This window comes from Selenobaculum gibii (assembly GCF_030273445.1).
Classification (GTDB): Bacteria; Bacillota; Negativicutes; order ICN-92133; family ICN-92133; genus Selenobaculum; species Selenobaculum gibii.
Genome location: NZ_CP120678.1, coordinates 2,300,686 through 2,313,712, shown reverse-complemented (window position 1 = coordinate 2,313,712; position 13,027 = coordinate 2,300,686). Strand labels below are relative to the sequence as shown.

Here is a 13,027-nt window from a genome sequence, read left to right as displayed (position 1 = left end):
AAGAATAAATGAGATCGACCTTTGGCGGATTAAATACAATGGTACGAGGTTTATATGGAAATCAAGTTTCTTTGGATACAGTTGGTAATAATATTACGAATGCTGCTACGCCAGGTTACTCTAGACAAACCGTTAATTTAACAACAACAAAACCGCAAACCATGCCTGGAGTCTATGGAGATTTCAAAATTGGTACTGGCGTAGATGTTGATTCTGTAGTTAGAGCAAGAGATACATTTGCTGACAGACAGTATTGGAAAGAAAATTCAAACTTAAATAAGTCTACAACACAACAATATACATTAAGTAAAATCGAAAGTGTATTTCAAGAGCCTACAGATACAGGCCTTCAAACGGTAATTAGCCAATTTTATAAATCCTGGCAGACACTATCGACAAATGCCGGAGAATACAGTAATCGTGTTGTTGCTCGAGATACAGGAAAACAACTTGTTAATTCGATGAATCATATTAAGACGCAGCTAGACGATTTGGTTGCCGATAATAACACACAATTGTCTTTACAAAAGGATATGATTAATCAAACGTTAGATCAGATATTGAGTTTGAATAAACAGATTGTGACGTTAGAAGCCGGATCGAATGGTTGGGCAAATGACTTACGCGACCAAAGAGATTTGTTAGTGGATAAATTATCAGGATATATGAAAGTTGACGTTACAGAGCTTTCGAATGGTTCCTACAGTATTACATGTGGGGGAACGACGATTGTTGACGGAAACAGTAGATTGGAAATGGATGTATCGGTGCATACAGATCCAGAATATAATATTCCCATTTATACATTGGTAGAAAAATCTACGGGAATAGCAATGGATGTAAAAGACGGCTCAGTAAAAGGAATCTATGATTCTGTGGATAATGTGAAAAATTATTTGGATCAGATGACAACGATGACAGCGTTTTTGCTAAATGATTTTAATGAGCAACATAAGGCTGGTGTAGGACTAAATGATGAAACCGGTATTAATTTCTTCGATCCCAAAACAAACGCTGCTGGTGCAGATACTGATTTTTCTACGCTTGTTTATTTCAATGGACAATGGAGTATTGGTGGCACGGTAACGCGTGATACCGATGGCAATGTTACTAATGTTGTGGGCGGTACTCACATGACAAAGGTGGATATATTAAACTCATTAAAAGTAAATGCTGAATTTGATGAAACTGGCGGTACGGATAAAATCGCTGCAAAAGCTTCGAAAAGTACGGATGCAAACGGTGAAAATACAGCTTCGGGTGCAAATGCTTCATTACTTGGCGATTTATTGCAAGTAACGACGAGTACAACCCTTGGTGGTAAAAGTATGACGGGATATTATACTGGTATGATTGGCCAACTTGGGATTCAAGCGCAAGAAGCTGAACGCAATGTAACAAATCAAGAGACTATTGTTTCACAAGTGGAAGGCTGGCGTCAGCAAGTTTGTGGAGTGAACTGGGATGAAGAATTATCAAATATGATTAAATTTAACAAAGGTTATTCCGCTTGTTCGAGATGCCTAACTACGATGGATGAGATGTTAGATAAATTAATCAATAGTACAGGAACTGTAGGAAGGTAGTGAGAAATAGATGCGTGTAAGTAGTAATCAAATGTCAAATAATTATCTTAGACAATTAAATAATGCCTATGGTAGACAACAAAAATTGATGGAAAAAACTGATGGATCAGATATTCATCGTCCTTCAGATAATCCTGTAAATTGTGTACGGACAATGCTATTTAATAGCAGTTTAGTACAAAATGAACAGTTTACAAGTAATTTAAATGATGCAGTTTCGTGGATGAAGTCTACGGATTCAGCGATGAGTCAGATTGCTGACCAGCTCAAGACGATAACAGAAAGAGTAAGTCAGAGTGCAAATAGCTATCAATCTGCATCGGATATGAAAGCAACAGCAAATGAAGTGACTGAAATTATTAATCAGATTGTTTCAGTGGCAAATGGTCAACTAGGAGATAGGTATATATTTTCCGGTCAATCAGATAAAATAAGACCATATTCTTCTGATAGTACAGGAGCAATAACGACGACAGTTGAGAATAAAATTGATTTATACTCTTTAGATGAAGACCAAAAGCGTACCTTTGGAACCGAAAAGTTAGTGGTTATGACTGGTAGTGACGGTAATACATACTATGCAAATCCATCTAATGGAGAAGTTTATGAAAAATCGTATGTGACTTCCCAAACAAAAGATAAAACGCCTGCCGAGGCAAGTATTGGAAATTTAACAGGCGGGCTATTTGATGCAACCGGTACTGGCCGACCTTTTGATCATATTAATACGGATGGACAATATGTCGGGACGGGAACTACTTCGATTCCTTATACTGATACAGTAGGTGGAATTACACTAACTCTTTCAACAAGCACGAAAACTGTAGTGAAATATAATGGAGATTTAAATAAAATTTCAATGCCAATTCAAAATGGCGGTGCGAAACCTGAATCAGATAGTGTAAATATGACGGGGGCGGATTTATTCGGTACTGATATCTTTGGGGGACAGGGTTCATCTTTGTTAAATGATCTTTTTGAGATTCGAGATAAAATAAGTGCAGGAGATGTGCACTGGTTATCCGAGACCGGAATTACATTAGCGAATAATTCACATGATTATGTTATAAATAAAGAATCTGAAATTGGCGGAAGATTATCTTCTTATGAGATGACAAAATCTATTTTTGAAGATAATAATACGGTTATTACAGGAGATATATCAGGAGTTAGTGATGCTAAAGTAGATGAGGTTATCACGGATTTACAGATGGCGGAGATTGTTTATCGATTATCGCTATCTGTAGGAAGCAAAATTTTACCGCCATCATTGGCTGATTACCTATAAAAGGAATGAGGTATAATGAAATGCCTAAATATTCGCAGTGTATATGCACAGATTGGCCAGCATACTGAACCTGGAAAAATGAAACTTGATACTCCATATCCTCAAGTTTACACTGGGGATAGTGATCCATATAAATTAGATATACATACAACACAACTTAAAATAGAATTTGATTTAACAGATTTTTGGAATTCTATCGGGAAAATGGAATGGAAAGCATTTGGAGATAAACAAAATTCGATTGCTAGTGAAAAGGCTACTCAGGGAACTGAACGGCGTGCACGTGAGGGACGAGAATTGATGGAAGCTGGGGGAAGAGATCATAAGGTTATATCAAGGCAATCTCTAGCGCATACGAATACAATTTCTGATGATAAAACTATTGTGATTAAACAACCTGCTCCACCAGTATTTCATGTGTTTTTAGGAGAGTATCAGAATGACACTCCATATGGAAAACCAAGAATTGAGGCAAATTTAAAGCCCGTTAAAACAGATTATCAACCAATGCAGGCGGAAACTTATTTAAAACAAAAGCAAAGTATTCGAATGTGGGTTACAGATGGGAAATATGATATTTATGCATGAGGAGGGATTGTATGAAGAGTTTTACAACAACTAGATTTGGGAAAATTGAAGTTGGAGAAACTGATATAATAAAATTTGTTGAGGGAATTCCAGGATTCCCAGAAGAAAAAGAATTTGTAATGATTCCTTTTGGGGAGAATGAACCCTTTGTATTTATGCAATCTTTGAGGGATCCAGATTTGGCATTTTTGTTAACTGATCCATTTTTATTTTTTAAAAAGTACGAATTTGTTTTATCAGATGAACTCTTAGAAGAGTTAGAAATAAGAGAGCAATCAGATTTTAACATCTATTGTATTTTATCAATACCAGATAAAAAAGTTAAAAATACGACAGCTAATTTAGCGGCGCCTCTTATTGTACAAAATCATACCAAGCAAGCAATACAATTGATTTTGGAAAAAACAACTTACACGACTAGGCATCGATTGTTTCAAGAAGAATCTGCTGAAAGGGGGAATTGATGATGTTAGCGTTAACACGCAAACCTGGTCAGCAGATAATGATTGGTGATAATATTTTAATCAATATTGTTGATGTGCAAGGTGATAGTGTTCGTATAGCTATTGATGCACCAAAGGATATACGGATTTATCGTGGTGAGTTATACAAAGCGATTGTTGAGGAAAATAAACGGGCAGGGGTAGTGCCGGATAATATTGATTTCAACAATATACCAAAAGGGTAAATTGGAGTTTGACTAGGAAAGCAATGGACTGATAAAAATCTATGGAGGGATATCGAAATGATTAAGGGTGTAACTGGAATTCATGATGTAGGTGGAAAAATAGCGCCAGTCGCGCTAAATGATTCTATAGAGATAAAAAAAGGTAATATATCTGAAATAAAATCTTATACTAATTTAAATCAGAGTAACAGTGCAACTGAATTTGATCTTAATAATAGCAATATAAACAAGAAAAAAGACAGCGAAGATAGAAATCTTACTGAAGAAAATGTTGATGAGATGTCAGACGCATTAAATGATTTGATGAAAAAAATGAATTATGATATTGAATTTAGCTATTATAAAGATTTAGATCGTTTAGTTATGAAAGTCGTGGATAGAAAAACACAAGAAACGATAAAACAAATGCCACCAGAAGAAATGTTAGATACATTAACAAACTTAAGAGAATGGATTGGGGTTTTCTTGGATAAAAAGGCATAGGAGGGATTAATTATGAGCGGTATTTATGGATTAAGTGGATCTGGAATGGATATTGATGATTTAGTAAAAGGAATGATGAAAACTCAACAGGCTAAATATGACAAATTATACAAACAGAAAACTGTTCAGACATGGAAAAAAGAAGCATATAATGATATTTATAAATCTGCGTATAAATTTCGATATAATACGTTAACTGATTATAAATTACAATCAAATATGAGCGCGAAGGCAACGTCTAGTACAGATTCATCAGTAGTTACAGCAAAAGCACTTGGAGATGCTGTACAAATGACGCATGATGTTTCTGTAAAGCAGTTGGCTAGTAGTGCTTATTTACAATCAAAAGAGAAAATTACTCGCGGCGATTCTGAAGCTAGAGCAAAAACTATTGAAAATGCTCAAAATACTTATATAAAAAAGGCGCAAGAAGGAAAAGCAGACGAGGCTCAGCAGGCATATGAAACAGCTTATAATGCTGCGATTTCTACCAATCCCGACGATGAAGATGCTGCAAAGGCTGCGGGGAATAACGCGAAGCAGGCTTTTTTAGACCAAATCGCAATAGATGTACACGATGATGCTGTAAAAGCAGGAGAAGATGCCGGTAAGGCATATGATCAAAGTACAAGCATTACATTATCTGATATTGCCGGAATTATAAGACCGAGTGATGCAGAAGATACTGATATAGCTTTGGCATTTAGTATTGATGATGGGATTAATGGGAAAAAGTATGTAAAATATACTTATAAAGATCTTGAAGATGGCAAAACGTTAAATGACCTTGTTTCTGATATTAATAAATTAGGTACTAATGTCCAGGCCTCTTATGATAATAATAATGATTCTTTTTCTCTTTATAATAAAATAGGTGGAGAGAACAATAAAATAGAGTTAAATATTGAAAGTAGCTTTAGTCAAACAACTTCTGATGGAAAAACAGTAGATTATACTGTAGGCGAAACGGCGATGGGGAAAAGTGCTAACTTTATCAATAATCTTCACTTAGCACAATACAATTCAGAAACTAAAGAATTAGGTGAAGCGAAAAGCTTCACAGCTGTAGATGGCAAGTATAATTCTATTGAACAAACTGGGAAATCAGCGATTGCGATTATTGATGGAAAAGAGTATACTTCTGAATCAAATAGTATAACTGCAGGTAGTGTAATATATACATTAAATAAAGTAAGCTCGACAGATAGTTCAGGTAAACCTGAGTCAACGAAAGTAACTATTAATAGTGATACTGATACAATAGTGAAATATGTTAAGAAATTTGTTGAGGATTACAATACATTGCTGGATCAGTTTAATACGCAAATTTATGCTGAATATGATTCTACTTATTTACCACTTACTGATGATGAAAAGTCGGAAATGACGGATGAACAAATAAAAAAATGGGAAGAAAAATCTAAAACGGGTCTTTTGTCTAAAGATTCTATTCTGAAAGATACAGTGAATCAAATGCGAAGTGCGCTAGGATCAATTATTTCGGGCACGGGAAATGATTATAATTCTTTTGCATCATTAGGTATTACGACGACCGACTACACAGAACATGGTAAGATTGAATTGGACGAAGAAAAATTACGCAAAGCTTTAGACAAGGATCCTGACGCTGTTTATAAAATTTTTGTTAACTCAACTGATTCTGATGGAGAACCAGGAATTATTCAAAAACTTAGTGATACGATGAACAGTGCATTAGCTAAAATTAAGTCTCAAGCGGGAACAACTGCAGATGTAGATGATCAAAGTTATGTTGGATCAAAAATTGATCGTTTGAATGATCAGATGACTACGTTAAAAGCTCGTATGGAGAAACAACAGACTTCACTATATAAAAGATTTAATGCAATGGAAACGGCGATTGCGCAAATGAACCAGCAGGCTAGTTATCTCACGAGTGCTTTTGGTAGTTAAGAGAGGGTGTATATAAATGCAGCAAAATGCGGCACAAACGGCAGAGTATTATCGTAGACAACAAATTTTGACCGCAACGCCGGAGCAACTTACGCTCATGCTTTATAATGGTGCTTTGAAGTTTATTAATGAGGGCACAAAAGCAATGAAAGAAAAAGACTATGAAGAATCTAATAAAAAATTTATTAGAGTACAAAATATTCTTAGTGAACTACAAGCGACCTTGAAAATGGAGTATGAGATATCTGAAAATCTTAATGCGTTATATGATTACTCTAAACGTTGTTTGGTAGAGGGTAATATAAATGATGATTTAGAAAAAATTGAAGAAGTAAAAGAAATCATTACTGAAATCAGAAATGCATGGCATGAGGCAATGAAAATTGCAAAAAAGGCAAGGTGAGTAAATGGGGAAAGATTTAAATAATGCTAAAGCTTTATGGAATCGTTATCTCGTACTTACTGGAGAAATGAAAAAGTTTATAAATCAAGATGATGTAGATATGTTTTTGAATTTATTAGAACAGAGAAATATTTTACATAATCAATTGCAAGAGATGGGCATTGGTGAATTTGAGCGAAGTCCAGAGGGAAAGAGTTTAGGCTCAAAAATAAAAATAATTAATGCAGATATTCAATATAAAGCTCAAATTTGGCTTAATCAGGCGAAGGGTCAGGAAAGAAAAGTTAATGCTTATAGTTCATTAGGATATGGTGATAATCGTTTTGGAGCAAATTTAAATTTTTATAAATAAAATTAAAAAAATTAAAAAAATGCTTAAGTAAAATAAAAAAATGACGATATAAATAATAAGAAGATTAAATCAAAGGTACTAATCGCTGAGCGATCGGCAGTGATTTTTACCTTTTGAGATAATTTCAGGCATGGAAGCCTGTTGATTAAATGCAAAATCAGGGAGGAAGATTTATTATGGCAATGGTAGTAAAAAATAATATGTCAGCGATTAACACGCTGAACACAATGACAAAAAATAATAGTGCATTAGGGAAGAGCATCCAAAAATTATCATCTGGTATGAAAATCAATGGTGCGGCTGATGATGTAGCTGGTTACGCAATATCTGAAAAAATGCGTGTGCAAATTCGCTCTTTAGATCAAGCTAACCAAAATGCGCAAAATGGTACTTCATTAATGAAAGTTGCTGAAGGTGCAGTTAGTTCAACAGTTGAAATTTTGAAAACTTTAAAAGAAAAAGTTATCAATTCAGCCAATGATACAAATACAACTGCTGACCGTAAAATGATTCAAAATGAATTGGATCAAGCAATTGACCAAATCAATGATAATGCGTCTGTTACATTCAATAACAAACTTCTTGTTGATGGTTCCATGAACAAAAAAGTAGATGCTACTAAGACTACATATGTTAATGAATCATTGAGCACAGATACAACTAGTACTACTAATTTAACTGCGTTAACAGATCGCAATGGTAACAGTCTTGATATCAAAACAACTGATACAGTGAATATTTCTTGGGTGAAAAATGGTAAAACAGAAACTACTTCCATTAAAGTGGCAGCGGGTACTAACTTAGGTGCTATTCTTCAAAAAATGGATACTGCAGCTACAGTTGGTGCTGATAGTAAAATTGGTGTGAATGGTCAAAGTGTTCAACAATACTCTGCAAACGGTGAGAATGTTATCAGTTTTGTAGCAGGTACTGCTGGTGTAACAGCTGGTATTTCTGGTTTTACTATTAGTGTAAGTGATGTTAATGGTAACGTACGTAAATCTATTAATGACAAACTTAACAACTGGAGTGAATCAGTTCGCGGTGAAAATGATTCAAACGAAAATTCGTTAAATCTACAAATTGGTACAAAATCCAACCAATCCATTAATGTTGGTATCTCTGATATGAGAGCTATGGCTCTTGGACTTCAAGGTGCTGATGACTTAACTGGTACAGCTAAGAATATTGATGTTACTACAGTTAAAGGTGCTAATGCGGCTATTAATGTAGTTGACAATGCTATTCAAAGAGCGCTTAACGAACAAACTAAACTTGGTGCTGTTCAAAGTCGTCTATCTTATACAAGTGACAACTTAACAACTTCAAGTGAAAACGTACAAGCTGCAGAATCCACAATCCGCGATGTAGATATGGCAAAAGAAATGACGAACTTTACGAAGAATAACATTCTTCTTCAAGCTTCGCAATCTATGCTTGCTCAAGCAAACCAATCTACACAAGGTGTACTTAGTTTATTACAATAATTTAAAGACTTTTTATAATCTTAGTATAAATGATATGGTGTGGATCATATATTTATCTATAGATTTAAACATGGAAAAGGAGGATGGCGACATCCTTCTTTTTTTGTAATTAAATTTAAGTAAGGGATATAAGCATATAGTTTACTTAAGTTTAATTATGAGGTGTTATATATGAAAATATCCGCATGCATTATTGCGAAAGACGAAGCAGACAACATAAGAGAGTGCATAGACAGTCTAAAAAAGCAAGTCGATGAAATTATTTTAGTTGATACTGGATCAACTGATAATACAATAGCAATTGCTAAAAATTGTGGGGCAAAAATATTGCAATATCAATGGGAAAATGATTTTTCCAAAGCAAGAAACTTTGCTATTAAGCAAGTTTCTTGCGATTGGATTGTGTTTTTAGATGCTGATGAATATCTTGCTTTGCCTAAAAAAGATAAGTTACGTGACTGTTTAAAATTTGTAGATTCGAAATATAATGCGATTTTAACCAAACTTATTAATATAGATGTTGATAAACAAAATAAAGTGCTAGACTTTTTTTATACGATACGCATTTTTCGCCATCAATGTGGGCTGAACTATCAGGGTAAAATTCATGAACAATTACAGGGACAATCAGGCGAATTTGTAAAGGCTGTTAAATTAAATGATGATAAAGCTGTTATTTATCATACAGGCTATTCTACTCATCGACTTATCGATAAAAGTAAGCGTAATATCATTATGCTAAAGCAGGAAATAGTAGGGGGAAATACGAACTATTTAAATTATCGTCATTTAGCGGAATGCTATGCAAATATCGAAGAGTATTCCCAGGCGTTGATCTACTTACGAAAAGCACTAAGTATGCCAAAAATAAAAACGACATATGAAAGTCGTTTTTATCAAGTATATTTAGTAACATTACGTGAGTGCAAATTAAACAATACAGATGAATTTTATGAAGTCTTACAAGAAGCGATAGCGAATTGTCCTGACCTACCGGATTTTCATGCTGAATATGCGGCTTTACTTTATAATAATGGTAAATATACTAAGGCTTTAGCGGAGTTGAAGCTAGCAATAGAATTAAATAATACTTATATAGGAAATGAGCCTAGTTTTTTTGCTGAAAAAGCAGAAGATACACTAATCTTTAAACAACTATTAGAAAGTAAAATAAAACAAAACTTAAAAGAAATACCAACAAATGTAGGGAATGAATTTGCAATGAAGGATTTGTCGATGAGCATGAATAGTGATTTACAAATGAAACAATATCAACAAGTGCATACGGCGATGCTATCGAAAATTCATTCACGGTTTATTGACATAATTATTCTTTATTTACTTACTCCTGACCTTACTAGTAAAGTTAAATTATTAAAAAATTTGCCTAGGGATTTAGCTGAAGTTTTTATTTATTATCAAAATCGGCAGGTTATGCCAGACAGTAAGCTTGAATTGCTGGGAACAGTATTTAAGCATTTGGTGATTCGATGTCCACGGAGAGATTTGATAGTTTTTTTACGCCAATTAAGGATGAAATGCTCAGTAGCTAGCATGAATTTTGCCAAAGTTTTAAGTGATAACCAGTTTTATAGCGAAGCAATTGTAATTTTTGAACAAGCAGAACAAATAGAGGAACAATATCTTATTACTTATGGAATTTGTTATTATCAGCTAGGTCAATATCAAAAAGCGTGTGAAATATTTCAAAGGCTTGATAATAATATTGCTAATAGTTATTTGATATGGTTAAATCAGGCGGTGAAAAAATGAAATTATCAGCTTGTGTAATAACTAAAAATGAAGCAAAAAATATTACGAAATGGTTAGCATCCATGAAAAAGATTGCTCATGAAATGATTGTGGTTGATACTGGTTCAACTGATGATACAGTATCAATAGCCAAAGCTTATGGAGCAAAGGTGTTTGAAATCAAATGGGAAAATGATTTTTCTAAAGCCAAAAATTATGCTATTGATAAAGCTTGTGGCGATTGGATTTTATTTCTTGATGCAGATGAGAGGTTTACTGATGATTGTATTAAGACAGTTCCGATTCATATAGCAAAATATCATAAATTAAAATATATTGATGCGATTGTATGTAGAATATTTAACATTGATGAGGATGTAAAAGGGAAAATAATTAATACTTTTGGCAATATTAGAATTTTTCGTAATGCAACTTATTTACGCTATAAAGGAAATGTTCATGAGATGTTATATAATAAACATAAGTCTATAGGTTTATGTATGCTCGATAAAATTTTGAGTATTTATCATACTGGATATTCTACCCATATCGTTCAGGATAAATTAAAAAGAAATCTAGCCTTACTCAAGGAAGATATCGCTAAAAATGGTGAACATCCCTCGCAATATCGATATTTATGTGATTGCTATCATGGGCTGGGCGATTTTGAAAAGACTATTGAATATGCCAGAAAATTTCTTGAATCAGGTGAAATTACAGTAGGTGGTAATCATGAGATACATAAGCGGTTAATTGACGGACTAGTTTTTAGTAAAAAGCCTAAGGAAGAAATTATGCAGGAAATTGAAAAGGCCATACAGACATACCCTATTGAACCAACATTTTGGTACTCAAAAGGAGATCTGCAATTTCAAAATGGTAGATTTATTGAAGCAGAACAAAGTCTTCATAAAGCTTTAGAATTAGACGAAATAAAGCTGGGAGACTACTCGGCGGATATGTTTATTTTATACCGTGAGTTGACGTATTTATCTTTAGGTAAAATTTTGCTTACAAAGGGCGATAAAGAGGAGGCAATGAATGCCCTATTCACAGGCTTGCAAATAAATAAATATAATCAGGAAATATTTTCAACTTTTTATGAAGCCATTCGCGAAGTTGATGAGGTTACAATTATTGAGTTTTTAAATACAATTTATCAACTTGATTGTAGTGATGATATTAAATTTCTTGTAGAAAATTTACAAAAAATAAATTCCGGTAGGGTTAAGCTATATTATATGAATATAGCACGGAAGAAAAATATTAATTGTGAAATTAACGAAGTTCAGCAACTTATTGATACGAACAAATATGATATAGCAGAAAAAATCTTATTGGAAGATATACATAACCGATATATTGAAATGATGGTAGCAACAATTGGTTTAAGAAATGATGATAGTATACAAATAACGAAAGTCGTCTTACCAGATGAATATGTTAATGTATTAGAATTTATTTTATATAAGAATGGGAAATTAACTGCTCATGAAAATGAGATTTATTTTGACGTATTGCGGGTAGCAAAAGTGCTTGATATGAAATTAACATAAGTTTTGTAAAAGATTAAGGAGTGAGAAGTCATAATGGGGAAATGTAGTAGGAAGATGAAGCGAAAAGTGCAATTGGGGAATAAACAAAATTTAAGGGAAAAACAGCTACCGCAAGATTTTTTAGACGCTTTAGAAAGAATTCGTGAGTATAAGGATAATGGTTGTTATGATGATGGTTTACAAGCTTGTATAGATCTATTTGAAAAATATGGTGTGAAAGCCGATGCTGCTTATGAAGTCGCAGAACTATATTACTTATCAGGCGATTATGAACATTGTGCTATATGGTGTGAAAACACACTAAATTTAGATAATCAGAAAGTTGACGTATATCTATTATTATCTAAGATTGCATTGCTAAAAGATCAATTAGCAAATGCATTAGCATTGTTGGAAAAAATTATTATTATAACAAATAGCGACATCGTTCATTATAGAGAAGACATGGAAGAATTGCTAAACTTAGTTCTGATTGATTACGATGAATCTGATGTACAATCACGCTATCCTTTGGTATGGAAAACATTAAAAAATATCAATAATAATACCAGCGCAGAAATCAATTATAGTGATGAACAAGATGATATGATTATTGCAGATAATATTTATGAAGCAAAGATAGAAGAACTTCAATTGGCAATTATGAAGGAGCCAATATCACTAATCCAAAAGATTACGCTTTGTCATAAAAAAGCGGCTGAGTTTTATAAGAATGGTGATTTCAACAATGCTTTGGAATTTTTAAAATTAGCAATGACAATTGATAATACCAATAATATTACACTTAAAAATATGGGATTTCTTTTAGTGAAAATGGGAAAGGAAGAAGAGGCCAAGGCTTATTTTAAAAAAATTGAAGAAGTTGATTTGATGATTATAGATATGATTAATTAATTTTTATGGCTATATTTA

The 13,027-nt window shown here is 33.4% G+C and carries 13 protein-coding genes; all 13 read left to right on the top strand.

Annotation, left to right across the window (positions count from 1 at the left end):
- Positions 1 to 8 precede the first annotated feature (8 nt).
- The 13 genes from flgK (at position 9) to P3F81_RS10935 (ending at position 13,009) form a co-directional block, all read left to right on the top strand.
- Positions 9 to 1,586, top strand: coding sequence for a flagellar hook-associated protein FlgK (flgK, locus tag P3F81_RS10995; RefSeq protein ID WP_147670186.1), 1,578 nt, complete (start codon positions 9 to 11; stop codon positions 1,584 to 1,586).
- A 10-nt stretch (positions 1,587 to 1,596) separates the two neighbouring features.
- Positions 1,597 to 2,874 carry a flagellar hook-associated protein FlgL gene (flgL, locus tag P3F81_RS10990; protein ID WP_147670185.1) on the top strand — a complete coding sequence of 426 codons (1,278 nt, stop codon included), beginning with the start codon at positions 1,597 to 1,599 and terminating at the stop codon, positions 2,872 to 2,874.
- Positions 2,875 to 2,889: 15 nt separating this feature from the next.
- On the top strand, positions 2,890 to 3,462 hold the full coding sequence (locus P3F81_RS10985; protein ID WP_147670184.1) for a DUF6470 family protein: 573 nt from the start codon (positions 2,890 to 2,892) through the stop codon (positions 3,460 to 3,462).
- A gap of 11 nt (positions 3,463 to 3,473) precedes the next feature.
- Positions 3,474 to 3,926, top strand: coding sequence for a flagellar assembly protein FliW (fliW, locus tag P3F81_RS10980; protein ID WP_309320401.1), 453 nt, complete (start codon positions 3,474 to 3,476; stop codon positions 3,924 to 3,926).
- A 2-nt stretch (positions 3,927 to 3,928) separates the two neighbouring features.
- Entirely contained in the window at positions 3,929 to 4,150 is a 222-nt protein-coding gene (csrA, locus tag P3F81_RS10975; RefSeq protein ID WP_147670182.1) for a carbon storage regulator CsrA, read from the top strand.
- Positions 4,151 to 4,207: 57 nt separating this feature from the next.
- Positions 4,208 to 4,633, top strand: a complete 426-nt coding sequence (locus P3F81_RS10970; protein WP_147670181.1) for a flagellar protein FlaG — start codon at positions 4,208 to 4,210, stop codon at positions 4,631 to 4,633.
- Positions 4,634 to 4,645: 12 nt separating this feature from the next.
- Positions 4,646 to 6,565 (top strand): flagellar filament capping protein FliD, encoded by a 1,920-nt coding sequence (gene fliD, locus P3F81_RS10965; RefSeq protein ID WP_147670180.1) that lies wholly within the window; start codon positions 4,646 to 4,648, stop codon positions 6,563 to 6,565.
- Positions 6,566 to 6,581: 16 nt separating this feature from the next.
- Positions 6,582 to 6,968: a flagellar export chaperone FliS gene (gene fliS / locus P3F81_RS10960; RefSeq protein ID WP_147670179.1), complete on the top strand. Its 387-nt coding sequence runs from the start codon at positions 6,582 to 6,584 to the stop codon at positions 6,966 to 6,968.
- 4 nt (positions 6,969 to 6,972) lie between these two features.
- On the top strand, positions 6,973 to 7,320 hold the full coding sequence (locus P3F81_RS10955) for a hypothetical protein (protein WP_147670178.1): 348 nt from the start codon (positions 6,973 to 6,975) through the stop codon (positions 7,318 to 7,320).
- A gap of 176 nt (positions 7,321 to 7,496) precedes the next feature.
- Positions 7,497 to 8,807, top strand: a complete 1,311-nt coding sequence (locus tag P3F81_RS10950; RefSeq protein WP_147670177.1) for a flagellin N-terminal helical domain-containing protein — start codon at positions 7,497 to 7,499, stop codon at positions 8,805 to 8,807.
- A 171-nt stretch (positions 8,808 to 8,978) separates the two neighbouring features.
- Positions 8,979 to 10,580 (top strand): glycosyltransferase, encoded by a 1,602-nt coding sequence (locus P3F81_RS10945; protein WP_309320400.1) that lies wholly within the window; start codon positions 8,979 to 8,981, stop codon positions 10,578 to 10,580.
- On the top strand, positions 10,577 to 12,115 hold the full coding sequence (locus tag P3F81_RS10940; RefSeq protein ID WP_309320399.1) for a tetratricopeptide repeat-containing glycosyltransferase family 2 protein: 1,539 nt from the start codon (positions 10,577 to 10,579) through the stop codon (positions 12,113 to 12,115). Before P3F81_RS10945 ends, P3F81_RS10940 begins: the two co-directional genes overlap by 4 nt.
- 33 nt (positions 12,116 to 12,148) lie before the next feature.
- Positions 12,149 to 13,009 carry a tetratricopeptide repeat protein gene (locus tag P3F81_RS10935; RefSeq protein ID WP_147670173.1) on the top strand — a complete coding sequence of 287 codons (861 nt, stop codon included), beginning with the start codon at positions 12,149 to 12,151 and terminating at the stop codon, positions 13,007 to 13,009.
- The last annotated feature ends 18 nt before the right edge of the window (positions 13,010 to 13,027 follow it).